Source organism: Variovorax sp. BGA-UO-ETr-C22 (genome assembly GCF_059567965.1).
Genome location: NZ_JCAQPA010000011.1, coordinates 203383 through 226197, shown reverse-complemented (window position 1 = coordinate 226197; position 22815 = coordinate 203383). Strand labels below are relative to the sequence as shown.

Below are 22815 nucleotides of genomic sequence, written 5' to 3'. Positions count from 1 at the left end.
TGAAGGAATCGATCGAATCGGTCAGGGCTGCTGCCAGCGCAGCAGGCGCTTTTCGGCCAAGGCCAGCAGCGCGTTGCTCACGAAGCCGATGAGCCCGAGCAGCACGATGCCGGCGAACAGATCGCTGGCGCGGAAGGCGCGCGCCGCCAGCAGGATGGCCTGGCCCAGACCGCTTTGCGAGGCGATCATTTCGCCCACCACCGCGACGATCAGCGCAATGGTCAGTGCCAGCCGCATGCCGGCCAGGATGTCGGGCATGGCGTTGGGCAGGCCCATCTTCCAGATGTACGCGGTGCGCGACATCTGCAGGCAGCGCGCCACCTCCGACAGGCGCGGCTCCACCGCCGCGAAGCCGTGCACCGTGGCCAGCAGCACCGGCCACATCGCGCCGAAGGCGACCACGAACAGCACCATGCCGGGGTTCAGTCCGAAGATCGAAATGGCCAGCGGCAGCAGCGCCGAAGCAGGCAGCGGACGGATGAACTCCAGCGTCGGCTGCACCCACGCACGCACCGCGGGCGACACGCCGATGGCCGCGCCCAGCAGCACGCCGAACAGCGATGCGAGCAACCAGCCTTCGACCATGCGGCCGATCGTGGCCTGCGTGAAGGCCAGCAGTTCGCCGTTGCCATCGTTGCCCGAAGAGAGATTGAGCCCTTCGAGCAGGCTCGCGAAGGTGGCCTGCGGCGTCGGCAAAAACACGCGGCTGACCCAGCCCGCGTTGCTCGCCACCCACCACAGCGCGACCAGTGCGAGCAGCACGGCCACGGAGCCCAGCCACCCCAGACCCAGTCGGTCGTTGCGGTTGTTGTTCATGGCTGCACCCCCATGCGTCGCGCGACCAGGGATTGCAGGCGCACCATGCCCGCGTTGACCGCGAAGCCCACCATGCCGATCCAGCCCAGCCACGCGAGCATCAGCGCAGGGTCGAAGCTCTGCTGCGCGATCATCATCGCGTAGCCCATGCCGTGCGGATTCGCGGCGATCTCGACCGTCACCGCCACCACCAGCGCGACCGCCACGCCGAGGCGCAGCGCGACGAACAGGCGAGGCACGATGGCCGGCAGCACGATCTTGAAGGCGCGTTCGCGCGCCGACAGCCCGAGCACGCGGCTCACCTCGAGCAGCCGGGGCTCGATCTGCTGCACCGCCGACTGCACCAGCACCAGCAGCGGCCAGAAGGTGGCGAAGGCGACGATGGCCACCTCCATGCGCACGCCGAAACCGAAGCCCAGCATCGCAAGCGGGATCAGCGCGACGGAAGGCACGGGGCGCAGCACCTCGATGGACACGGCGCCCAGCTGCGCCGCGCGGCGCGAGAGCCCGAGCACCAGCCCGAATGCAATGCCGAGCACCGCACCCAGCAGCAGGCCGAGCGCCGCCGTGCCGAGCGTGAAGCCCGTGGCCTGCCAGAGCGAGCCGTCCATCGCAGCGCCGACGAAGGCCTTGGCCGCCGCACTCGGCGGTGCGAGCGCATCGCTGCCCAACGCCGCCGCGCGCCGCGCGTACCACTCGAAGGCACCGACCAGCAGCGCGGGAAACACCCACGGCCGCAGCCAGCGGAAGACGAGGCCTTCAGTCATGGCCCTGCTCGATGAAGGCGAACAGTTCACGCCGCAACTGCAGGTACTCCGGATGCTCCTTGGTCGTGAGCTGGTCGCGCGGGCGCGGGATCTTCACGTCGATCATCCGCGCCAGGCTCGGCCGCCCCGGCCCGGGGTTGGCCTGCAGCGCGATCACGCGGTCGCCGAGGTAGATGGCTTCTTCCAGGTCGTGCGTGACGAACAGCACCGTGAGCCCATCGTCGCGCACCAGCCGCGCCAACTCATCCTGCAGGCTCTGGCGCGTGAGTGCATCCAGCGCGCCGAAGGGCTCGTCCATCATCATCAGCTCGGGCTTCTGCGCGAGGCAGCGCGCAATCTGCGCGCGTTGCTGCATGCCGCCCGACAGCTGCACCGGAAACTTGTGCGCGTGCTTGGCGAGCCCGACCTTGCCGAGCACGTCGGCGATGCGCGGTGCGCGCTCGGCCGCGGGCACGCCGGCGGCCTCGAGCGCCAGGCTCACATTGCCTTCGACCGTGCGCCACGGCAGCAGCGCGCGGCCGTAGTCCTGGAACACGAAGGCCACTTCGCGTGAGGGCGCCGTCATCGGCACGCCCTTGCGCCGCACCTCGCCGGCGCTGGCCGTGACAAGGCCGCTGGCCGCGCGCAGCAGCGTGGTCTTGCCGCAGCCGCTCGGGCCGACGATGCACACGAACTCGCCGCGCGCCACGTCGAACGAGGTGGGCGACAGGATCTCGCGCCCGCCGAGGCGGATGGTGACGCCGTCGAAGCGCAGGAAGGAATCGGCGGCTGCGCTCACTTGGCGATCAGCTTCGCAACGTCGATGTTCGTCTTGAGCATGTCCTGCTCCTTCATGAGCCCGGTCCAGTAGCCCAGCTGCTTGTCGGTGACGACCGGGCCGGGCGGCGAGACCTGCACCTTGGCCAGCACCTCGGGCGGCAGCTTGATGTACTTGCCGATGGCCGTGCGCACCTTGGCGTCGTTCTTCGGCTGCTGGATGAAGGCGCCGGCCTCGACCAGCGCCTCGCGGAAGGCGCGCGCCGTGGCGGGGTTCTTCGCCACCCACTCGCGCTTGGCCGCGTGCACGATGGTCTGGTTGTTCTCGGGCAGGAAGGTCGAGTAGTACGAGGCCACGTAGCCCGCGCCGCTCTCGGTGATGCGGCTCATGAACGGGTCGGCCGACACCACCGCGTCGACCGAGCCGCCGCGCAGCAGGTCGGCATGCTGCGGGAACGCGGCCTCGATGAAGTTCACCTTGCGGTAGTCGACGCCGCTGTCCTTCAGCCACGCCCGGAAGGTCACGTGCAGGAAGGCACCGAGCCCCGGCACGCCGATCTTCTTGCCCACGCAGTCCTGCGCGCTCTTGATGCCCGAGCCCGCGCGTGCCACGAGGCCGAAGCCCGTGATCGTCTTCGAGGTGAGACCGCCGCCGGCCACCAGCACCAGGTCGAGCCCGCCGTCCACCGCCTGCAGGAACACCGAGGGCGTGGGCCCGCCGATCTGCAGCGAGTCGGACTGCAGCGCGGCCGGGATGGTGGAGTTCAGCGGAATGAACTTCAGCTCCACGTCGAGGCTGCGCTTCTTGAAGTAGCCCTCTTCGGCCGCCACGAAGACCGAGGCGAAGTCGGTCACCGCGGTGTAGCCGAACACGATCTTCGGGTGGGCCTGCTGGGCGCGCGAAGGCAACGTGGCGGTGGCCGATGCGGCCGCGAGCGCCGACAGCAGGGTGCGTCTTTTCATCATGGCTGGGGTCTCCTGGGGATGGTCTTTTTCGTGCGTGAGGGCTTGGCGGCGGCGGCCTTGGCGGCCGCTTTCGGTTTCGGCAGCGCGGCGCGCAGGCCGCCGGCGATGAAGTTCACGAGCATCGGCGCCACGGCCGGGTCGGCGCGCGTGTTCTCGCCGCGCGAGAGCCGTTCGATGCGGCTGTCGGTCAGGTGGTGCAGCAGCGCGCCCAGCGCGAACTGGTAGCCCCATGCGACCTGGCTGCGCGTGGCGTGCGGCAGCGCCACGTGCAGTGCGTCGATGTAGGCTTCGGCCAGCGGATCGAAGTAGCCGCGCAGCACGCGGTCGGCTTCCTCGGTGGCGTGGTACAGCTCGCGCGCCACCAGCAGTGCGTAGTACTCGCCCTCGGTGCTCGCGCGCAGCGCCAGCACGGGCGCGGTGAAGGCTTCGATGATGCGCGGCAGCGTGCGCGCGTCGTCGGGGTCGATGGTCACGGCCGCCAGGCGCGCCAGCCGCTCCTCGATGCTGTGGCTCCAGTGTTCGAAGATCGCGTGGAACAGCTCGTGCTTCGGGCCGAAGTAGTAGCCCACCAGCGCGAGCGGCACGCCGGCTTCTTCGGCGATCTGGCGGATCGTCACGGCGTGGTAGCCGTGCTGTGCGAAGAGCTTCTCGGCCGCCAGCAGGATCGCCTGGCGGCGGTCGGGCCGGGCGGCCTCGGGCGCGACGGTCGAGGCGCGTGATGCAGGCGAGGCGCTGCGTTTTCGGGCCGGCGGTGTGCGAGCGTTCATGGGGGCGTATTGAACGGCTGTACAAAAATGTTGAACACACGTACAAACCCTGAGGTCAACCCTCATTGAGCACGGCCGTTCGCGGCGCTACGCTCGTGGCATGCCCGCTCCCAACATCCCCCAGATCCGCCTTTATCAGAACTGGCTGCGCGACACGCGCGGCCTGGCCTTCGACAGCTACGACGCGCTGTGGCGCTGGTCCGTCACCGACCTGGACGCCTTCTGGCAGAGCATCTGGGACTACGCCGGCCTGCGCTCGCCCACGCCGCACACCGCGGTGCTCGCCGAACGCCGCATGCCCGGTGCGCGCTGGTTTCCCGGTGCGCAGGTCAACTACACGCGCGAGGTGCTGCGCCACGCCGACGCGGCCCATGCGGCCGGCCTGCCCGCCATCGTGAGCGACAACGAACGCGGCGAGGTGCGCGAGCTGTCGTGGCCCGAACTGCGCCGGCAGGTGGCCGCGGTGGCGCTCACGCTGAAGTCGCTCGGCGTGCGCCGCGGCGACCGCGTGGCCGCCTACATGCCGAACGTGCCCGAGACCATGGTGGCGTTCCTCGCGTGCTCCAGCATCGGCGCGGTATGGAGCGTGTGCGCGCCTGACATGGGCACGGCCGCCGTGGCCGACCGCTTCCGCCAGATCGAACCCACGCTGCTGATCGCGGTCGACGGCGTGCACTACGGCGGCAAGCCGCTGGACCGCAGCACCGTGCTGCAGGAGCTGCGCGGTCAGCTGCCGAGTGTGCAGAAGCTGCTGCTCGTGCAGTCGCCCTTCGCTGCGAACGCGGTGGCGCATGACGTCGAATGGCAGCAGGCCATCGCGCGCGACGATGCCGAAGTCGCAGCCTTCGAGCCCGAGTGGCTGCCCTTCGACCACCCGATCTGGATCGTCTATTCAAGCGGCACCACCGGCCTTCCCAAGCCCATCGTGCACGGGCAGGGCGGCATCTTGCTGACCATGCACGCCTGCGGCCTGCACAACGACGTGGGCGCGAGCTACGGTGCCAACAACTTCGGCGAGCGCTACCACTGGTACAGCTCCACGGGCTGGGTGATGTGGAACTCGCAGCTCTCGGGCCTGGCCTTCGGCGCCACCATCTGCATCTACGACGGCAACCCGGCGGGCAGCAAGGACAAGCCCGACTGGGGCGTGCTGTGGCGCTTCGTCGCCAAGCACCGCGTCACCTTCTTCGGCGCGGGCGCGGCCTACTTCACCAACTGCATGAAGGCGGGGCTCGTCGCGAAAGACTGCGGCGACCTGTCGCGCGTGCGCGCGCTCGGCAGCACCGGCTCGCCATTGCCCGACGAGGTGCAGCGCTGGGGCTCGCAGCAGATCCTCGATGCGGGCTCGAAAGAGGTGTGGTGGTGCAACATCTCGGGCGGCACCGACTTCTGCGGCGCCTTCGTCGGCGGCAACCGCGAGCTGCCCGAAGTGCCGGGCCAGATGCAGTGCCGCGAACTCGGCCATGCGGTCGAGGCCTGGAACGAGCAGGGCCAGCCGGTCATCGGCGAGGTCGGCGAGCTGGTGTGCACGCAGCCCATTCCGTCGATGCCGCTGTACTTCTGGGGCGACGAAGGCAACGCACGTTATGTGTCGAGCTACTTCGACACCTACCCTGGCGTGTGGCGCCACGGTGACTGGATCAAGATCGGCAGCGACGGCGGCTGCATCATCTACGGCCGCAGCGACGCCACCATCAACCGCCAGGGCCTGCGCATGGGCACGAGCGAAATCTACAGCGCGGTCGAAGGCCTGCCCGAGGTGCTCGACTCGATGGTGGTCGACCTCGAATACCTGGGCCGCGACAGCTACATGCCGCTGTTCGTGGTGCTGCGCCCCGGCGTGGCGCTCGACGACGCCATGCGCGCGCGCATCAACAGTGCGATCAAGACCTCGCTGTCGCCGCGCTTCGTGCCCAACGACATCTTCCAGGTGGCCGAGATTCCGCGCACGCTGTCGGGCAAGAAGCAGGAGCTGCCGATCAAGAAGCTGCTGCTGGGCCAGCCCATCGAGAAGGTCGTGAACCGCGAGGCGATGGCAAACCCCGGCAGCCTGGACTGGTATGTGGCTTTCGCCGCACAGCGGGCCTCCGCATAATGGGGCGATGAAAAGACGCACCAGCCTCCTCATGCTCTCCGCCGTTGCCGGCGCCTCCGTCCTGAGCGCCTGCGCGGGCGGCTCGCCGGGCACGCCGGCCCAACCCGCCGCCGCACCGCTGCGCGTGACGGGCACCGTGGCCTACCGCGAGCGCATCGCGCTCGACCCCGCGGCCGAAGTGCGCGTGCAACTGCTCGACGTGTCGCGCATGGACGCGCCCTCGGTCGTGCTCGCCGAGCAGCGCATTCCCGCCAACGGCAAGCAGCCGCCCTTCGCCTTCGAGCTCAGCGTCGATGCCGCGCGCATCGACCCGCGCATGCGCTACGCCGTGGCGGCGCGCATCACGCGCGGCGAGCAGCTGCTGTTCATCAACGACACGCAGTATTCGGTGCTCACGCAGGGCAACGGCACCACCGCCAACCTGATGCTGGTGCGCGTGGCCACGCCACCGCCGCCGCCGCGCCCCTCGCGCTGATCGAGCACCCGCGCGACACGACGTTCGCGCGGGTCAGTTCAGATCAGGTCAGCAACTCGTGCAGCACCATGCGCGTCTGCCGGCCGCGCAGCTCCACCAGCTCTTCGATGCGCCGCGTGGCCAGCCGGCCGTTCAGGGCCGCGTAGGTGACTTCCGAAATCAGCATGCGCGTGCCCAGCTGGCGGTTCGCGCCTTCGATGCGGCTGGCCACGTTCACCACGTCGCCGAACGCCGTGTACGACAGCCGGTCGTTCGAGCCCAGCACCCCCGCCACCACCACGCCCGTGTGAATGCCGATGTGCGTGCGGAACTCGGGCAGGCCCTGTTCGGCCCACTGCCGGTTGAGCTGATGCATCTCGGCGTGCAGCTCGAGTGCGGCGCAGCAGGCCTTGTACTCGGCGTCTTCCAGGTCGGCCGGCGCGCCCCACAGCACCATGATGCCGTCGCCGATGAACTTGTCGATCACGCCGCCGTGGCGCGCGAACACCGCGGCCGCGAGGTTGAAGTACTCGGTCAGCTGGCGCACCAGCACATCGGCCGCGATCGATTCGGAGATCGACGTGAAGCCTTCCACGTCGGTGAACATCACCGTCACCTGGCGCGGCGAGCCGTTGGGCGCGAGCGCGTGGCCCTGCGCCACCAGCTGGTTGATCACGTCCACCGGCACGAACTTGCTGAAGGCCTTGAGGCTGCGCGCCGAATCGTCGAGCGCCTGGTCCAGGTGCTGGATCTCGAGCACGCGGCTGGGCTCGCGCGGCAGGTCGTCGAGCTCGAGGCGGCCGATGCGGTGCGCGATGCGCGAGAGGTTCTCGACCGGCGCCGTCACCAGCTTTGAGAGCTTGAGCGACATGTACAGCGCCAGCCCCAGGAACACCAGCGCCAGCAGCAGCGACCACGCCACCGCGCGCCGCAGGCCACCCAGCAGCACGTCTTCGGGCACCCAGCTCACCAACTGCCAGCCGGTGGCGGGAATGCGCGAGGCCTGCACCAGGTAGCGCCGGCCTTCGTGGCTGAAGGCGAAGGCCTTGTCGCTGCCGCTGCCGGCGATGCCGTCGGCCACCATCTGCGCGTTCAGTGCACCGAGCGCGCCCGTGGGCGCCTCCAGCGTGTGCAGAACGCCCGGCATGTCGCTGCGCGCGAGCACTTTGTGGTCGGCACTGAGCAGCGCGCTGTTGCCGTTGCCGTTGCGGCTGAACAGGCGCACGAACTCCGACAGCCGGCCCAGCGACACGTCGCCCGCCACCACCATCGCCTGCGGGCTGCCTTCGGCCTGGCGGCGCTGGCTGGGCAGCGCGTAGGTCACGCCCAGCTCCTGCGCGGCGGCGAACACGTAGGGGACGGTCCAGACCGGCCCCTGCGTCTTGCGCGCCTGCACGAACCAGCTGCGCTGCGTCGGGTTGTAGTTGCTGCGGTAGGCCTCCACGCGCTGCGTGGCAAAGCGCTGCTGCACGTCGGCCTCGGAGCCCAGCGGCAGCTTGTACTGCCAGGTCTCGGTGGTGAAGCCGTCGCCGCGCGCGATGTGCCGGATCGCCGGCACCGGGTAGCGCAGCGCCATCAGCATCTTGCCCTCGACGTTCGCCACGTAGACGCTGTCGAGTTCGGGCGACTGCTGCAGCAGCGTCCACAGGAGCTCGGCCGTGCGGTCCACGTTCTCGCCCGCGGGCGTGAGGCTGGGCGAGCTGCCGATCGCGCCGACCGCCGACTCGGCCTTGGCCAGGAAGGCCAGCACCTTGTCTTCAGTGCGGTCGTGGTTCGACTTGTGCGCCGAGGTGCCGATCGTCGTCACCAGCCGCTGCGACCCCCAGTAGCCCAGCGTGACCAGCAGCAGCGACTGCGCGAGCGCTACGGCACTGACGATGGAGCCGACATCGACCCGGAAGCGACGCGGGCGTCGGGGCGGCGGACTCTCGGCGGTGGAAGGGGACGGGGATGGTGGCACCGGCGTGGTGACGTGCGCGAAAGACGGGCGACCCGTCCCATCCGGAGGCCCGGACGATTCCTTGTACATACAGCTCCCTGACGACAACTCGGAACGGACCCCGGCTCCTCCTCACGAGGTCGTGGCCCGGCGTCCGGAGGGTGTTGCGGGGCCGATCGTGTGCGCCGGCCATCCTGGCAATCCCCCGGATGCGCGCGGGATTTTCGCCTGTATTTGGTACATGTGTGCAACTTTGCACGCTTGGTGCGATGTTGCTGCGCCCGAGGGCTTGATTGCGAACGGACGTTCGTTCTATTCAGCGCGCGTCGTGAAAGATCAGGCCCAGCGTGTGGCGCTGTCCGCTGCGCACGCGGCTCACGCCGTGGCGCATCGTCACGCGGTAGCTGCCGCGCGTGCCCGCCACGGGCCGCTGGTTCACCGCGAAGACCACGGCCTCGCCCTGCGCGAGCGACACCACCTCGGCGCGCGACTGCATGCGCGGGCGCTGCTCGGTCAGCACGAACTCGCCGCCCGTGAAGTCTTCGCCGGGCCGGCTCAGCAGCACCGTGAGCTGCAGCGGAAATTGCAGGTCGCCGTACAGGTCCTGGTGCAGGCAGTTGTAGTCGCCTTCGTCATAACGCAGCAGCAGCGGGGTGGGGCGCAGCTGTCCCGCCGCGTGGCAGCGCGCGAGGTAGGCGGCATGGTCCGGCGGGTAGTCGGCCGGCTGGCCCATCGCAGTGGCCCAGGCATTGGCCAGCGGCGCGAGGCGCTCGTACAGCGCGCTGCGAAACGCCACGAGTTTGGACGGCAGCGGGTTCGCGAAGTACTGGTACTCGCCCTGGCCGAAGCCGTGGCGCTGCATGACCACGCGGCTGCGAAAGCGCGCGCCCTCGTCGTACATGGCCGTGAGCGCGGCGCATTCCGCGGGCGTGAACAACGCCCCGGTGACGGCACAGCCGCGCGCGGCGAGGTCGGCATCGATGCGGGGCCAGTCGAGGGCGTGGATGCGGGCGGCGACGGAAGAACTCATGCGGGCAGTGTCGCGCGGTGGCGGGATGCGGGCTCGCCGTTTTCGGACGCGGGTTTCGGTGGGGCCGGGCCCGGCTTGAGCGATCATCCTGACGACCAAGCCCGAAAGCATTCCATGAGCACCCAGAACCCCACCCCCCAAGACACCGCCAACGACTGGCAACTCCCCTGGACCGGCGGCTGCCGCTGCGGCCAGGTGCGCCTGCGCATCACCGCACCGCCGCTGCTGGCCATGGCCTGCCACTGCACCGGCTGCCAGCGCATGAGCGCCAGCGCGTTCTCGCTGTCGTTGGCCATTCCGACGCCGGGCTTCGAAGTGGTGTCGGGCGAGCCCGTCATCGGCGGGCTGCACGGCGAGGAGTCGCACCACTTCTTCTGCCCGCACTGCAAGAGCTGGATGTTCACGCGCACCGAGGGCATGGACTATTTCGTCAACCTGCGCGCCACCATGCTCGACCGGCACGAATGGGTCGCGCCCTTTGCGGAAACCTGGACCGACGAGAAGCTGCCGTGGGCCACGACGCCCGCGAAGCACAGCTTCGGCACCTTGCCTGCGATGGACGCCTTTCCGGCGATGATCGAAGCTTATGCGCGGGAAGGCGCCCGGCCCGCGAAGGGCTGATCACGCCGCGCTGGCCAGTTGCCGGCCCGCGCCTTTCAGAGCGGCGCGATCGGAATGCAGATGTCGCATTCGAACGCGCTTGTCTTCTCGTCGAAGGCCATGTCGGGCGCGTAGTACTCGAACGCGGGCCGGCTGTCGAACTGGAAGCCGCTCGCGGGCAGCCAGTCGCGCATGAGGCGCGTCCATGCGTCGTTGATCTCCTCGGGCAGGCCCTGGAACCGCAGCGCGGCATAGCGTCCGCCCGGCAGCACCGTCTTCTGGAAGCCGCCATCGGGCACGAAATCGTCGGGCACTTCCACGCAGGCGTCGTAGCGCGAGTGCTCGGGCGCGGTGATGCTCGGGTCGTCGTGGCTGATGCCGTAGCGCGCATGCGACCACAGCTTGTGCGCGCCGATCCAGGGCGCGGCCTTCTCGGCCCAGAACGCGCCCACCGGCGCGCCGAACGGGCCGGTGTAGCGCAGGTAGGCGATGGTGACGGGAGAGCGGGTGATCAGCTGGACATTCACGGGTGGCTCCTGATGATGCGCGGCGTTGCGCGATGGAGATCCATTCTTCGTGAAGCCGTGCAGGGCGATCTGATCAGGATTGCTATGGCGTGAGGGGTCATCGCAGGGCAAGGACCAGTCGTGCGATGCACGCCACGCGCTGGGCGCGCTGCCGAAACGCGCGCGGAACGCGCGGGTGAACGCCTCACCCGAACCGAAGCCCACCGACACCGCCGCCTCGAGCACCGACAGGCGCGGCTGCGTCGCGAGCCGCAGCGCGCCCACCTCCACGCGGCGGCGCCGGATGTAGTCGCCCAGCGTTTCGCCGGCCCAGGCTGCGAAGAGGCGATGGAAGTGGTACGCCGAGAAATGCGCCACGTCGGCCAGCGCCGCGAGATCGAGTGCCTCGTCCAGGTGGTCGTCGATGTGCGTCAGCACCTTGTGCATGCGCCATTCGTACTCGGAGCGGCTGTCGCGCGGCATGGCGCGCATTCTCAACCTTGGCGGGCCTGCGCGAGCAACCAATCACTGAACAACTTCAACAACGGCCGCTGGTCCGCCCGCTCCGGCGTCACCAGGTAGTAATTGCGCTCACCCGACAAGGGCCGCGGGCAGGCCACCACCAGCTCGCCACGCGCCAGCTCGTCGGCCACCAGCATCGTCGGCATCAACGCGACCCCGAGCCCGTGTGAGGCCGCCGCAGCGAGGATCGAGAACAGCTCGTAGCGCGGGCCGCCGCGGGCGGTGGGCGCATCGACCTGCTGCGCGTCGAACCACTGGCGCCAGCCGTCGGGGCGCGTGCTCTGCTGCAGCAGCGGCATCTGTGCGATGGCTTCGGGCGACACGGCCTTGCCGTGGGGCAGCAATGAAGGGCTGCACACGGGCACCACGTCTTCATGCATGAGCAGCAGCGCGCGCGTGCCGGCCCAGTTCTCGACCTGCGCGGGTGTGCCGGCGTACAGCGCGGCGTCGAATTCCGCGTCGGCGAAGAGAAAGGGGCGGGTGCGCGTCTCGATGTGCACCACCACGTCGGGCTGCAGCGCCGCAAAACCGCGCAGGCGCGGCACCAGCCAGCGCGTGGCGAAGGTGGGCACCGCCGCCAGCGACAGCGACCCGCCTTCGCCCTGGTGCGCCATGGCGTCGAGCGTGTCGCGCTCCATGGCTTCCAGGCGGCGGGCGATCTGGCGTGCGTAGGCGGCGCCGCTGGCCGTGAGCGCCACGCCGTGCCGCGTGCGGCGAAACAGCGCCACGCCCAGGAAGGCCTCGAGCGCCCCGACCTGGCGCGACACCGCGCTCTGCGTGAGCGCCAGTTCCTGCGCGGCGCGGGTGTAGCTCTCGTGGCGCGCGGCGGCGTCGAAGCACACGAGGGTCTGCAGGGGCGGGATCTTGCGGCGCATGTATGCCGGGAGTGTATGACTGGCGGATTGGTTTCACCGGTAAATCAACAAGATGTATCTCTCAAGATGTGCGTCAGGCGCATATCTGGGTGAGGATTCATCGTTTGCGCCGGGCCCCCTGCGTGGCTACGATCGACCGCATTCCCCCTTCTTTTGTTTCTTCTTCCTTTTCCGGAGACATCCACATGGCCGCCAAAGCGCAATTCCACTGGGACGACCCCCTTCTTCTCGACCAGCAACTGACCGACGAAGAACGCATGATCCGCGACGCGGCCAACGCCTACTGCCAGGAGCGCCTGGCGCCCCGCGTCATCGAAGGCTTCCGTACCGGCGAGACCGACCCCGCGATCTTTCGCGAAATGGGCGCGCTCGGCCTGCTCGGCCCGACGATCCCCGAGCAGTACGGTGGCCCCGGCCTGAACTACGTGGCCTACGGCCTGATCGCCCGCGAAGTCGAGCGCGTCGATTCGGGCTACCGCTCGATGGCCAGCGTGCAGAGCTCGCTGGTGATGGTGCCGATCTTCGAATTCGGCACCGAAGCACAGAAGCAGAAGTTCCTGCCCAAGCTCGCCACCGGCGAATGGATCGGCTGCTTCGGCCTGACCGAACCCGACCACGGCTCCGACCCCGGCAGCATGGCCACGCGCGCCAAGAAGGTGCCGGGCGGCTACTCGCTCAGCGGCTCGAAGATGTGGATCAGCAATTCGCCCATCGCCGACGTGTTCGTGGTGTGGGCCAAGGAAGTCAGCGAAAGCGGCACCGTCGGCCCGATCCGCGGCTTCGTGCTCGAGAAGGGCATGAAGGGCCTGAGCGCTCCCGCCATCCACGGCAAGGTCGGCCTGCGCGCCAGCATCACCGGCGAAATCGTCATGGACGGCGTGTTCTGCCCTGAAGAAAACGCCTTCCCCGAAGTGCAAGGCCTCAAGGGCCCGTTCACCTGCCTGAACAGCGCCCGCTACGGCATCTCGTGGGGCGCCATCGGTGCCGCCGAAGACTGCTGGCACCGCGCCCGCCAGTACACGCTGGACCGCAAGCAGTTCGGCCGCCCGCTCGCCGCCAACCAGCTCATTCAAAAGAAGCTGGCCGACATGCAGACCGAGATCACGCTGGGCCTGCAAGGCAGCCTGCGCCTGGGCCGCATGAAGGACGAAGGCATCGCCGCCGTCGAAATCACCTCGATCATGAAGCGCAACAACTGCGGCAAGTCGCTGGACATCGCCCGCATGGCGCGCGACATGATGGGCGGCAACGGCATCAGCGACGAGTTCGGCGTGGCCCGCCACCTGGTGAACCTCGAAGTGGTCAACACCTACGAAGGCACGCACGACATCCACGCGCTGATCCTGGGTCGCGCCATCACCGGCATCGCAGCTTTCGCGAACTGATCGGACGCATGACCACCAAGCCCGCAGCACTCGACGGCATCAAGGTCCTCGATCTGTCCCGCGTGCTCGCGGGCCCGTGGTGCACGCAGATCCTCGCGGACCTGGGCGCCGACGTCGTCAAGATCGAACGCCCCGGCGTCGGCGACGACACGCGCACCTGGGGCCCGCCGTTCGTGAAGGACGCGAACGGCCACGACACCGACCAGGCCAGCTACTTCACCTCCTGCAACCGCAACAAGCGCTCGGTCACCATCGACATGGCCACGCCCGAGGGGCAGGCGCTGCTGCAGCAGATGGCGGCGCAGGCCGACATCGTGGTCGAGAACTTCAAGACCGGCGGCCTCAAGCAGTACGGCCTCGACCAGGAAAGCCTGCGCGCGGCCAACCCGCGCCTCATCTACTGCAGCGTGACCGGCTTCGGCCACGACGGCCCCTACGCCGAGCGCGCCGGCTACGACCTGATGATCCAGGCCATGACCGGCATGATGAGCATCACCGGCCGCCCCGACGGCGAACCCGGCGGTGGCCCGCTGCGTGTGGGCGTGGCACTCACCGACCTCTTCACCGGCGTGTACGCCAGCACCGCCATCCTCGCGGCGCTGCAGGTGCGCGACCGCACCGGCGAAGGCCAGCACATCGACATGGCGCTGCTCGACGTGGGCATGGCCATCCTCGCCAACCAGGCGAGCGCTTTTCTCAACACCGGCAAGGCGCCGGGCCGCCAGGGCAACACGCACCCGAGCCTCGCGCCTTATCAAGACTTTCCGACGCAAGACGGTTCGATGCTGCTGGCCATCGGCAACAACGGCCAGTTCGCGCGTTTCTGCGAAGCCGCCGGCCACGCCGGGTGGGCCGCCGACGAACGCTTTGCGACCAACACGCTGCGCGTGAAACACCGCGGCGTGCTGATCCCGATGCTGGAAGAGCTCACGCGCACCCGCACCACCGCCGACTGGGTCGCGCTGCTCGAAGACAAGGCCGTGCCCTGCGGCCCCATCAACGACATCGCGCAGGCCTTCGACGACGCGCAGGTCAAGGCGCGAGGCCTGGCCGTCACGCTGCCGCGCGATGCGGGTGACGGCATCGCCAGCATCACCGGCGTGGCGAGCCCGCTGCGCCTCACGGCCACGCCGCCCGTGCTGCGCCGCGCACCGCCCGCGCTCGGGCAGCACACGCAAGAGGTGCTGGCCGAAATGGGCGTCGACGCCTCGCGCTTCGAGGCATTGCGCGCAGCCGGGGTGGTCTGACACACTGGCGGGCATGACGCGCCCGCCTGCTTCGTCTCCTGTTGCTTCCGCTGCCGATGCGGCCCCGTTCGCGGTGCTGCGCATCGACCATGTCGTGCTGCGCGTGCGCGACGCCGCGCGGTCCATGGCCTTCTACTGCGATGTGCTCGGTTGCACGCTCGAGAAGCGCCGCGACGACCTCGGCCTCGTGCACCTGCGCGCCGGCAGCAGCCTCATCGACCTCGTCACGCACGACGGCAAGCTGGGCCGCCAGGGCGGCGCGCTGGCCGGGCGCGAGGGGCGCAACGTCGATCACCTGTGCCTGCGCATCGAGCCTTTCGACGAAGCGGCGATCCGCGCGCGCATGGCGCGGCACGGCGTGCCGGTGCAGGGCGAGGTGCAGAACAACTTCGGGGCCGAGGGCAGTGGTCCTTCGATCTACATCGAGGATCCCGATGGCAACGGCGTCGAGCTGAAGGGGCCTGCGGCCTAGCCGCCGCGCCCCATCACCGCCACCGCGAACACCACCACGCCCAGCGCGAGGTTCAGCGTCACCAGCTGGCGCACGGTGTTCAGCCGCGCGGCCGCCACGGGCCAGGCGTTGTCGTCCACCGCGCGGCGCAGCGCGCGGAACACCGAGGCGCGGATGTAGACATAGACCGCCGCCATCACGAGCGCAATGCCCATCATGGCTTCGACGCGCCAGTGCACGGCGCGAAAGCCGCCGGTCGCGTGGATCAAACCGATGCCGGTCACGAACAGCAGCGTAACGGATGCGTCCACCCCGATGAAGAAACGCCGCAGCGTCGCGGCCATCATGCGCAGGCGCAGCGGCGGCTCCAGCGTGGCGACGGCGGCGGGGCGCACCGCGAAGTGCATGACGGCCATGCCGCCGACCCAGAAGGCGGCGCACAGCAGGTGAATGAAGAGGGGAGCGAGGTAGGACATGGGCTCCGATCAGAACACCGAACCGGCCGCGCACGCAACGCAAGTCCCCATGCCCTTCAACCCGTCGCGCCGCGCCCGCGCGTGCTCGCACGGGGCTTGCCGATGCCCGTGCCCGCGATCGAATCGGCATAGCGCTTCATGTCTGCCACCACCTGCCGCAGCAGTGCCGCCGCAGCTGGCGGCAGCAGGCGGCCGTGGCGCGACACGATGTGCGAGCGCCCCTGCGACAGCAGCGGGTTCTTCATCGGCAGCTCGACCAGCGACGGGTGGTCGGCATTGGGCGTGAGCGAGATGCGCGTGCCCAGCGTGTAGCCCAGGCCCGCCGACACGAAGTGGCCCAGCGCGCTGAACGAGGTGGTGGTCAGCAGCGCGGGCAGTCGCACACCCTCGCTGATCTCGGCCGCCTCGATGTGCTGGCGCACGCCGAAATTGCGGTGCAGCGTGGCGCCGGGGTAGGGCAGCAGGTCGGCCAGCTTCAGCGGGCGCCCGAGCTGCGCGAGCGGGTGCGAGCCCAGCACCATGGCCTGGATCGGCTGCGCATGCGACTGGTGCGAGGTGAGCCGCTCGTCCTTCGGCGGCTGGAACAGCATGCCGATGTGGGCGCGTTCCTCGATCACGCGGCGCACGATCTCGTCGGTGCTGGCCACGTCCAGGTTCACCGTGATCTTCGGGTGGCTGGCCATGAAGATGCGCAGGCTGTGCCGCATGAGCCAGTCGACATAGCCTTCACCGGCCACGATGTCGATGTGGCCGCTCTCGATCTTGCGGATGCTGTCCATCTGCGCCAGCAGGTGCTGCTTCTGCCCCTGCTGCCGGCGCACGTAGCCGGCCAGCAGCTGGCCCGCGTCGGTGGGCACCACGCCGCGTCCGTGGCGCTCCAGCAGCGGCAGGCCGCACTCGGTCTCCAGGATGCCGATGGCGCGGCTCACGGCCGACGGGTCCATGTCGAGCACGTCGGCCGCGCCGCGCACCGAGCCGCTGTCGAGCACCTGCATGAAGTAGCGCACCCGGCGGGTGTCGAGCTTGTCGTCCATGGCGGTCGTCTCCGAGTGTTGCATTCAATGCAACGAATATCCTTATTTGCGGTCATTGATGCAAGAGGCTCGCCGCCCGAAACTCGCCGGCACCCCTCGAAAACGCCCACCCATGACCTCCGCTGCCTCCACGATTGCAGCCGTAGCGCCTTCCAGCGCCGCCGGCAAATTCAAGCTCCTCGTCGTCACCCTGGTCCTCGTGGCCGTGGCCGAACTGATCGGCCCGACGCAGTTCAGCGTCGGCCCCGGCAAGGTGGTGCTGCTGCCGATGCTGTGGGCGCTGCTCATGGCCGCCGCCTGGGGCATCGCGCACCGGCGCGTGCCGGGCGTGGTGCGCGTGGCCACGGCGCAGCAGTCGCTGGCCGGCGGCCTGCTCAACGCGGGCCTGCTGCTGTTCGTGGTGAAGCTGGGCCTCACGGTCGGCGCCGCGCTGCCGCAGGTGAAGCAGGCCGGCTGGGCGCTGCTGTTCCAGGAGTTCGGCCATGCGCTGGGCACCCTGGCGCTGGGCCTGCCGCTGGCGCTGCTGCTGGGCATCAAGCGCGAGGCTGTGGGCGCCACCTTCTCGGTGGGTCGCGAGGGCAACCTCGTGATCATCGGAGAGAAGTACGGCATGGCCTCGCCTGAAGGTCGCGGCGTGCTGGCCGAGTACATCACCGGCACCGTGCTGGGCGCGCTCTTCATCGCGGTGCTGGCGGGCTTCATCGCCAGCCTGCACATCTTCGACCCGCGCTCGCTGGCCATGGGCGCCGGCGTGGGCTCGGGCAGCCTGATGGCGGCGGCGCTGGGCGCCATCGCCGCGCAGAGCCCGCCCGAGATGCTGCCGCAGCTCACGGCGATTGCCGCCGCGTCGAACCTGCTGACCACCGTGGCCGGCTTCTACTTCACGCTGTTCCTGTCGCTGCCGCTGTGCTCGTGGCTCTACGGCAAGCTGGAGCCGGTGCTGGGCCGCTTCTCGAAGCATGGCGCGCAACAGGGCGCCGCTGTGGACGCAGGCGCGAACGTCTCGAGCGCCGACGTGGCCCACGCCGCGCCGACCTCGCTGCGCGACACGCTGCTGGCCTGGCTGGTGGTGGGCGGTGGCGTGCTCATCGGCAATGCCGTGACCTACAAGGTGCCGGTGCTGGTGTCGCTCGAAGGCGTGCTCGCCGTGGTAGCGATTGCCGGCGCCGTCGAAGCCATCAAGCGCTTCGTGCCGCGCCTGCCGATGGTGCTGGTGCTCTCGGTGGTGGCCACCGTGGTCGGCATCCCGGGCCTGTTCCCGTTCTCCGACGCGCTGATCGCGATCACCGCCAAGCTCAACTTCCTGGCCTTCACCACCCCGGTGCTGGCGCTGGCCGGCTTCTCGGTCGCGAAGGACCTGCCCGTGTTCCGCCGCCTCGGCTGGCGCATCGTGGTGGTGTCGCTCACCGCCACCGCCGGCACCTTCCTCGGCGCGACATTGATCGCCGAGTTCTTCCACTGATTTCATCCCACGAGAGATTCACGCCATGTACCGCGACCCCGAGATTGCCGAAGACACCCGTGCCCGCATGCTCAGCTGGCGCCGCGACATCCACGCCAACCCCGAGACCGCCTTCGAGGAACACCGCACCGCCAACGTGGTGGCCAACGCGCTGATGCTCATGGGCCTGCCCGTGCACCGCGGCCTGGCCGGCACCGGCGTGGTCGGCACGTTGAAGAACGGCGAGGGCCCCAGCATCGCGCTGCGCGCCGACCTCGACGCGCTCAACATGCAGGAGCTGGGCACGCAGGCGCATGCCTCCAAATGCGTCGGCAAGATGCACGCCTGCGGCCACGACGGCCACACGGCCATGCTGCTGGGCGCGGCCGAGCACCTGTCGCGCCACAAGCCCTTCCAGGGCACGGTGCACTTCGTGTTCCAGCCCGCCGAGGAAAACGAAGGCGGCGGCCGCGTGATGGTGGAAGAGGGCCTGTTCGAGCAGTTCCCGGCCGACGCCGTCTACGGCATGCACAACTTTCCGAGCCTGCCGCGCGGGCGCTTCGCGATCCGCAAGGGCACCATGACGGCCTTTCTCGACACCTTCGAGATCGTCATCACCGGCAAGGGCAGCCACGGCGCCATGCCCGAGACCGGCATCGACTCGGTGGTGATCTCGGCCCAGCTCATCAACGCGCTGCAGACCATCGTGAGCCGGCGCACCGGCGCCACCGACGCGGCCGTGGTCAGCGTCACGCAGATCCACGGCGGCGACACCTGGAACGTCATTCCCGAAACCGTGGTGCTGCGCGGCACCGTGCGCACGCTCGACGCCGCCATCCAGGACAAGACCCAGGCGGCGATGCAGCAGATCTGCGACGGCGTGGCCGCCACGCACGGCGCCAAGGTGGCGTTGGAGTACCGACGCGGCTACCCCGGCGTGGTCAACACGCCGGCCGAGACCGACGCGGCCATCGCGGCGGCGGCCAGCCTGGTCGACCTCGAGCAGGTGCACACCGACATCCCGCCGGCCATGGGCTCGGAAGACTTCGCCTTCATGCTGCAGAAGCGCCCCGGCGCCTACATCGGCATCGGCGCGGGCGAGGGCCCGAACGACCCGAACGTGCACAACCCGTACTACGACTTCAACGACAACATCCTGCCGCTCGGTGCGGCCTACTGGGTGGCGCTGGTCAAACAGCAGCTTCCGGTCGCATGATGCGCTGATGCTCTCCGCCTTCGACATCTTCAAGATCGGCATCGGGCCGTCCAGTTCGCACACCGTCGGGCCGATGCGTGCCGCGCTGCTGTTTGCGCAATCGCTCGAACGGCGCGGCCTGCTCGCGCAGGTGGCGCACCTGCACGTCGACCTGTTCGGCTCGCTCGGCGCCACCGGCCACGGCCACGCGACCGACCAGGGCGTGATCCTCGGGCTCTTCGGCGACGCGCCCGACACCGTGCGGCCCGAGACCGTGCAGCCGCGCCTTGACGCGCTGCGCCGCACCGGCCAGCTCGCGCTGCTGGGCGCCACGCCCATCGCCTTCGACCGCGTGCGCGACATCGCCTTTCGCGGCGAAGAGTCGCTGCCCGAACACCCGAACGCGATGCGCTTCACGGCCTTCGCGGCCGACGGCGGCACGCTGGCCGAAGGCACCTACTTCTCGGTCGGCGGCGGCTTCGTCGTCGAGGGCGGGCAAGCGGTGGCGCAAACGGCAGCCGCTGCAGCGGCCGTGCCGCATCCCTTCACGACCGGCGACGAACTCATGGCGCAGTGCCGCGCGCACGGCATCTCCGTGGCCACGCTGGTGCTGCGCAACGAATGCGTGTGGCGGCCCGAGGCCGAGGTGCGCGCGGGCCTGCTGCGCATCTGGGGCGTGATGCAGCAGTGCGTGCAGCGCGGCTTCGGCATCGACAACCCGCTGGCCGCGCAGGCGCTGCCCGGCCCGCTGCGCATGCGCCGCCGCGCGCCCGAGCTGCACCGCGAGCTGCTGGCGCAGGCCGGCGCCGCCGATCCGCTCGCGGCCATGGACTGGGTCAATGCCTTCGCGATGGCGGTGAACGAGGAGAACGCGGCCGGCGGCCGTGTCGTCACCGCGCCCACCAACGGCGCAGCCGGCGTGGTGCCCGCCGTGATGCACTACTACCAGCGCTTCGTGCCGCAGGCCAGCGACGAGGGCATCGTCGACTTCCTGCTCACCGCCGCGGCCATCGGCATGCTCTACAAGACCAACGCCTCCATCTCGGGCGCCGAGGTCGGCTGCCAGGGCGAGGTCGGCGTGGCCTGTTCGATGGCGGCCGGCGCGCTCGCCGCCGTGCTCGGCGCCACGCCCGCGCAGGTCGAGAACGCGGCCGAGATCGGCATGGAGCACAACCTGGGCCTGACCTGCGACCCGGTCGGCGGCATGGTGCAGATTCCCTGCGTGGAGCGCAACGCGATGGGCGCCGTGAAGGCCATCAACGCCTCGCGCATGGCGCTGCGCGGCAACGGCAGCCACTACGTCTCGCTCGACGCCGTGATCCGCACCATGAAGCAGACCGGCGAGGACATGAAGTCCACGTACAAGGAGACCTCGCTGGGGGGGCTTGCGGTCAACGTGGTGGAGTGCTGAGGCAGCAAGGCTGGCGTCGCTGCGTCAGAATGCGAAGCTCGTCGCGCCGGGCCCCGCAGCCCCCAGGTTCCCACGTCGTTTCCAAGGCGCACGACTTTCAGGAGTCGAGATGCCCATGGCCGGTCTTCCGCGCAGTCTCTTGCCCGGCGTGTTGCGCACCGCGCTGTCTGCCGTGCTGCTGCTGTGCGCCGCGCACGCCGTGCCCGCGGCCGGCGTGTTCCCCGCCGCGCAGTGGGCCACCCCGAGCGTGGCTGAACCGAGCCACTGGTCCGAAGCGAAGCTCAAGGTGGCCGATGCGTTTGCCGCATCGATCAAGTCCGACGCCTACCTCGTGATCGACAAGGGCGTGCTCGTGCATGCCTACGGCGACATCGACAAGCCGATGAACCTGGCCTCGGTGCGCAAGAGCGTGCTCTACGGCATTCACGTCGGCCGCGGCGAGATCGACCTGGACCAGACGCTGGGCCAGCTCGGCATCGGCGACAAGGACGGGCTCAGCGACACCGAACGCACGGCCACCGTGCGGCAGCTGCTGCAGCTGCGCTCGGGTGTCTACCATCCGGCCGCCTACGAGACCGCCCAGGCCAAGGCCGAGCGACCGGCCCGGGGCAGCCATGCGCCGGGCGAGCTCTGGTACTACAACAACTGGGACGCCAACGTGCTGGGCACCATCTTCGAACGCCGCACCGGACGCAGCGTCTTCGAGGCGCTGAAGACCGACCTGGCCGAGCCGCTGCAGTTCCAGGATTTCCGCTACCCGCAGGACACCGAGTCCCGGCTCGAACGCAGCTCCGAGCACCCGGCCCAGGTGATGCATCTGTCGGCGCGCGACCTGGCCCGCATCGGCCTGCTGATGGCGCGCGACGGCATGTGGCACGACAAGCGCATCATCCCGGCCGGCTGGGTGACCGAAAGCACCACCTCGTACACGACCGTCGGACCCGGCTGGAGCGGCTATGGCTATCTGTGGTGGGTGCCGCTCAAGGGCTTCCCGTTCTGGCAGCGCGGGCCCAATCAGCTGCTCCTGGCCGTGGGTGCCGGCGGCCAGTTCATGATGGTCGATCGCAAGCGCGACCTCGTCGTGGTGCACCGTGTCGACAACAGCAAGGGCTGGTTCCAACGCAGCGAGGTCCGCACCGACCAGTTCGCCGTGCTCGCGGCACACATCCTCGCGGCTGCACCGGTGGCCTCACCTGCGGCCGCCACCCCTCCCTGAACCCCAAAGGAAAGATGAGGCTCTCATGACCCGCTCCATCGCGCAGAAGCGCGCAGACTTTCGCGCGCTCCACACCCAAGGCTGCTTCGTCATTCCCAACCCCTGGGACACCGGCAGCGCGCGCTACCTCGAAGGCCTGGGCTACCAGGCGCTGGCCACCACCAGCTCGGGCTTTGCGTGGTCGCAGGGCCATGCCGACGGGGCCCTATCGCGCGACCAGATCCTCGCGCACCTGCGTGAACTCGTGGCCGCCACCGACCTGCCGGTGAACGCCGACTTCGAGAACGGCTTTGCCGCCGACGCGCAGGGCGTGGCCGAGAGCGTGCGCCTCGCGGTCGAGACCGGCGTGGCGGGCCTGTCGATCGAGGACTCGACCGGCAACCCCGACGATCCGCTGTTCCCCATCGACGTCGCGGTCGAGCGCCTGCGCGCCGCGCGCCGGGCCATCGACGCGGCGGGCGGCGACACGCTGCTCGTGGGCCGCGCCGAGAACTTCTTTGCCAACCGCCCTGACCTGGACGACACCATCGCGCGCCTGCGTGCGTACGCCGAGGCCGGCGCCGACTGCCTCTACGCGCCCGGCATCAAGACGCGCGAGCAGATCGCGGCCGTGGTGGCCGCCGTCGCGCCCAAGCCGGTCAACCTTCTGGTCGGCGCGACCAGCGAACTCACGATGGCGGACATCGCCGCGCTCGGCGTGCGCCGCGTCAGCGTGGGCGGGGGCATGGCGCGCGCGGCCTGGGGCGGCTTCATCCGCGCCGCGCGCACGCTGGCCGAGCAGGGTCGCTTCGACGGCTTTGCCGATGCCACGCCGGGCACCGAGCTGAACGCCTTCTTCCGTCCGTTCGCCGACTAGCCTCAGCATC

At 69.6% G+C, this 22815-nt stretch carries 22 protein-coding genes; 11 read left to right on the top strand and 11 right to left on the bottom strand.

Annotation, left to right across the window (positions count from 1 at the left end; genetic code table 11):
* Positions 1-21: 21 nt before the first annotated feature.
* The 5 genes from AC57B8_RS20895 to AC57B8_RS20875 are packed head-to-tail and all read right to left on the bottom strand — an operon-like array spanning position 22 to position 4072.
* The gene (locus tag AC57B8_RS20895) at positions 22-816 is read right to left on the bottom strand and encodes an ABC transporter permease (RefSeq protein ID WP_496480663.1); all 795 of its coding nucleotides are present in this window, start codon (positions 814-816) and stop codon (positions 22-24) included.
* A complete protein-coding gene (locus AC57B8_RS20890) occupies positions 813-1583 on the bottom strand; it encodes an ABC transporter permease (RefSeq protein ID WP_496480662.1) in 771 nt (256 codons plus the stop codon). Before AC57B8_RS20890 ends, AC57B8_RS20895 begins: the two co-directional genes overlap by 4 nt.
* Complete coding sequence (locus tag AC57B8_RS20885) at positions 1576-2361, bottom strand: ABC transporter ATP-binding protein (RefSeq protein WP_139703481.1); 786 nt, start codon at positions 2359-2361, stop codon at positions 1576-1578. Before AC57B8_RS20885 ends, AC57B8_RS20890 begins: the two co-directional genes overlap by 8 nt.
* Complete coding sequence (locus AC57B8_RS20880) at positions 2358-3305, bottom strand: ABC transporter substrate-binding protein (RefSeq protein WP_354346114.1); 948 nt, start codon at positions 3303-3305, stop codon at positions 2358-2360. Before AC57B8_RS20880 ends, AC57B8_RS20885 begins: the two co-directional genes overlap by 4 nt.
* Complete coding sequence (locus AC57B8_RS20875; RefSeq protein WP_496480661.1) at positions 3302-4072, bottom strand: TetR/AcrR family transcriptional regulator; 771 nt, start codon at positions 4070-4072, stop codon at positions 3302-3304. Before AC57B8_RS20875 ends, AC57B8_RS20880 begins: the two co-directional genes overlap by 4 nt.
* Positions 4073-4172: 100 nt before the next feature.
* Here AC57B8_RS20875 and AC57B8_RS20870 point away from each other — a divergent pair, with 100 nt between their 5' ends.
* Both AC57B8_RS20870 and AC57B8_RS20865 read left to right on the top strand, forming a co-directional pair.
* Positions 4173-6167: an acetoacetate--CoA ligase gene (locus AC57B8_RS20870; protein WP_496480660.1), complete on the top strand. Its 1995-nt coding sequence runs from the start codon at positions 4173-4175 to the stop codon at positions 6165-6167.
* A gap of 7 nt (positions 6168-6174) precedes the next feature.
* Complete coding sequence (locus AC57B8_RS20865; RefSeq protein WP_070061382.1) at positions 6175-6642, top strand: YbaY family lipoprotein; 468 nt, start codon at positions 6175-6177, stop codon at positions 6640-6642.
* A gap of 43 nt (positions 6643-6685) precedes the next feature.
* Here AC57B8_RS20865 and AC57B8_RS20860 read toward each other — a convergent pair whose 3' ends face one another.
* Positions 6686-8650 (bottom strand): adenylate/guanylate cyclase domain-containing protein, encoded by a 1965-nt coding sequence (locus AC57B8_RS20860; protein WP_354346120.1) that lies wholly within the window; start codon positions 8648-8650, stop codon positions 6686-6688.
* A gap of 226 nt (positions 8651-8876) precedes the next feature.
* The gene (locus AC57B8_RS20855) at positions 8877-9590 is read right to left on the bottom strand and encodes a 2OG-Fe(II) oxygenase (protein ID WP_496480659.1); all 714 of its coding nucleotides are present in this window, start codon (positions 9588-9590) and stop codon (positions 8877-8879) included.
* A gap of 114 nt (positions 9591-9704) precedes the next feature.
* Here AC57B8_RS20855 and AC57B8_RS20850 point away from each other — a divergent pair, with 114 nt between their 5' ends.
* Positions 9705-10211 (top strand): GFA family protein, encoded by a 507-nt coding sequence (locus AC57B8_RS20850; protein ID WP_496480658.1) that lies wholly within the window; start codon positions 9705-9707, stop codon positions 10209-10211.
* Positions 10212-10246: 35 nt separating this feature from the next.
* Here AC57B8_RS20850 and AC57B8_RS20845 read toward each other — a convergent pair whose 3' ends face one another.
* Together AC57B8_RS20845 and AC57B8_RS20840 are read right to left on the bottom strand one after the other, a co-directional pair.
* Complete coding sequence (locus AC57B8_RS20845; protein ID WP_496480657.1) at positions 10247-11179, bottom strand: AraC family transcriptional regulator; 933 nt, start codon at positions 11177-11179, stop codon at positions 10247-10249.
* An 11-nt stretch (positions 11180-11190) separates the two neighbouring features.
* The gene (locus AC57B8_RS20840; protein WP_492686847.1) at positions 11191-12093 is read right to left on the bottom strand and encodes a LysR substrate-binding domain-containing protein; all 903 of its coding nucleotides are present in this window, start codon (positions 12091-12093) and stop codon (positions 11191-11193) included.
* Between the two features lie 185 nt (positions 12094-12278).
* On the opposite strand from AC57B8_RS20840, the gene AC57B8_RS20835 reads away from it, so the two are divergent.
* The 3 genes from AC57B8_RS20835 to AC57B8_RS20825 are packed head-to-tail and all read left to right on the top strand — an operon-like array spanning position 12279 to position 15197.
* Entirely contained in the window at positions 12279-13478 is a 1200-nt protein-coding gene (locus AC57B8_RS20835) for an acyl-CoA dehydrogenase (RefSeq protein WP_093057036.1), read from the top strand.
* An 8-nt stretch (positions 13479-13486) separates the two neighbouring features.
* Positions 13487-14725, top strand: a complete 1239-nt coding sequence (locus AC57B8_RS20830) for a CaiB/BaiF CoA transferase family protein (RefSeq protein WP_496480656.1) — start codon at positions 13487-13489, stop codon at positions 14723-14725.
* A 13-nt stretch (positions 14726-14738) separates the two neighbouring features.
* Positions 14739-15197: a VOC family protein gene (locus AC57B8_RS20825; protein WP_492683187.1), complete on the top strand. Its 459-nt coding sequence runs from the start codon at positions 14739-14741 to the stop codon at positions 15195-15197.
* Here AC57B8_RS20825 and AC57B8_RS20820 read toward each other — a convergent pair.
* Together AC57B8_RS20820 and AC57B8_RS20815 are read right to left on the bottom strand one after the other, a co-directional pair.
* Entirely contained in the window at positions 15194-15652 is a 459-nt protein-coding gene (locus AC57B8_RS20820) for a CopD family protein (RefSeq protein WP_307696787.1), read from the bottom strand. The two genes, AC57B8_RS20825 and AC57B8_RS20820, sit on opposite strands and share 4 nt — an antisense overlap.
* A 56-nt stretch (positions 15653-15708) precedes the next feature.
* Complete coding sequence (locus AC57B8_RS20815; protein ID WP_496480655.1) at positions 15709-16686, bottom strand: LysR family transcriptional regulator; 978 nt, start codon at positions 16684-16686, stop codon at positions 15709-15711.
* Positions 16687-16798: 112 nt separating this feature from the next.
* Here AC57B8_RS20815 and AC57B8_RS20810 point away from each other — a divergent pair, with 112 nt between their 5' ends.
* The 5 genes from AC57B8_RS20810 (at position 16799) to AC57B8_RS20790 (ending at position 22805) form a co-directional block, all read left to right on the top strand.
* Entirely contained in the window at positions 16799-18148 is a 1350-nt protein-coding gene (locus AC57B8_RS20810; RefSeq protein ID WP_495272536.1) for a DUF3100 domain-containing protein, read from the top strand.
* Positions 18149-18173: 25 nt separating this feature from the next.
* Complete coding sequence (locus AC57B8_RS20805; RefSeq protein WP_496480654.1) at positions 18174-19343, top strand: M20 aminoacylase family protein; 1170 nt, start codon at positions 18174-18176, stop codon at positions 19341-19343.
* A gap of 4 nt (positions 19344-19347) precedes the next feature.
* Positions 19348-20733 (top strand): L-serine ammonia-lyase, encoded by a 1386-nt coding sequence (locus AC57B8_RS20800; RefSeq protein WP_496482229.1) that lies wholly within the window; start codon positions 19348-19350, stop codon positions 20731-20733.
* 115 nt (positions 20734-20848) lie between these two features.
* Positions 20849-21949 carry a serine hydrolase domain-containing protein gene (locus tag AC57B8_RS20795; RefSeq protein WP_496480653.1) on the top strand — a complete coding sequence of 367 codons (1101 nt, stop codon included), beginning with the start codon at positions 20849-20851 and terminating at the stop codon, positions 21947-21949.
* A 25-nt stretch (positions 21950-21974) separates the two neighbouring features.
* The gene (locus AC57B8_RS20790) at positions 21975-22805 is read left to right on the top strand and encodes an isocitrate lyase/PEP mutase family protein (RefSeq protein ID WP_496480652.1); all 831 of its coding nucleotides are present in this window, start codon (positions 21975-21977) and stop codon (positions 22803-22805) included.
* The last annotated feature ends 10 nt before the right edge of the window (positions 22806-22815 follow it).

Coding starts and splice junctions, on each gene's coding strand:
- AC57B8_RS20845 (WP_496480657.1), bottom strand. CDS start 11,179: ATGCCGCGCGACAGCCGCTCCGAGTACGAATGGCGCATGCACAAGGTG.
- AC57B8_RS20880 (WP_354346114.1), bottom strand. CDS start 3,305: ATGATGAAAAGACGCACCCTGCTGTCGGCGCTCGCGGCCGCATCGGCC.
- AC57B8_RS20870 (WP_496480660.1), top strand. CDS start 4,173: ATGCCCGCTCCCAACATCCCCCAGATCCGCCTTTATCAGAACTGGCTG.
- AC57B8_RS20825 (WP_492683187.1), top strand. CDS start 14,739: ATGACGCGCCCGCCTGCTTCGTCTCCTGTTGCTTCCGCTGCCGATGCG.
- AC57B8_RS20795 (WP_496480653.1), top strand. CDS start 20,849: ATGGCCGGTCTTCCGCGCAGTCTCTTGCCCGGCGTGTTGCGCACCGCG.
- AC57B8_RS20855 (WP_496480659.1), bottom strand. CDS start 9,590: ATGAGTTCTTCCGTCGCCGCCCGCATCCACGCCCTCGACTGGCCCCGC.
- AC57B8_RS20830 (WP_496480656.1), top strand. CDS start 13,487: ATGACCACCAAGCCCGCAGCACTCGACGGCATCAAGGTCCTCGATCTG.
- AC57B8_RS20835 (WP_093057036.1), top strand. CDS start 12,279: ATGGCCGCCAAAGCGCAATTCCACTGGGACGACCCCCTTCTTCTCGAC.
- AC57B8_RS20820 (WP_307696787.1), bottom strand. CDS start 15,652: ATGTCCTACCTCGCTCCCCTCTTCATTCACCTGCTGTGCGCCGCCTTC.
- AC57B8_RS20860 (WP_354346120.1), bottom strand. CDS start 8,650: ATGTACAAGGAATCGTCCGGGCCTCCGGATGGGACGGGTCGCCCGTCT.
- AC57B8_RS20815 (WP_496480655.1), bottom strand. CDS start 16,686: ATGGACGACAAGCTCGACACCCGCCGGGTGCGCTACTTCATGCAGGTG.
- AC57B8_RS20895 (WP_496480663.1), bottom strand. CDS start 816: ATGAACAACAACCGCAACGACCGACTGGGTCTGGGGTGGCTGGGCTCC.
- AC57B8_RS20890 (WP_496480662.1), bottom strand. CDS start 1,583: ATGACTGAAGGCCTCGTCTTCCGCTGGCTGCGGCCGTGGGTGTTTCCC.
- AC57B8_RS20875 (WP_496480661.1), bottom strand. CDS start 4,072: ATGAACGCTCGCACACCGCCGGCCCGAAAACGCAGCGCCTCGCCTGCA.
- AC57B8_RS20805 (WP_496480654.1), top strand. CDS start 18,174: ATGTACCGCGACCCCGAGATTGCCGAAGACACCCGTGCCCGCATGCTC.
- AC57B8_RS20840 (WP_492686847.1), bottom strand. CDS start 12,093: ATGCGCCGCAAGATCCCGCCCCTGCAGACCCTCGTGTGCTTCGACGCC.
- AC57B8_RS20850 (WP_496480658.1), top strand. CDS start 9,705: ATGAGCACCCAGAACCCCACCCCCCAAGACACCGCCAACGACTGGCAA.
- AC57B8_RS20810 (WP_495272536.1), top strand. CDS start 16,799: ATGACCTCCGCTGCCTCCACGATTGCAGCCGTAGCGCCTTCCAGCGCC.
- AC57B8_RS20865 (WP_070061382.1), top strand. CDS start 6,175: ATGAAAAGACGCACCAGCCTCCTCATGCTCTCCGCCGTTGCCGGCGCC.
- AC57B8_RS20790 (WP_496480652.1), top strand. CDS start 21,975: ATGACCCGCTCCATCGCGCAGAAGCGCGCAGACTTTCGCGCGCTCCAC.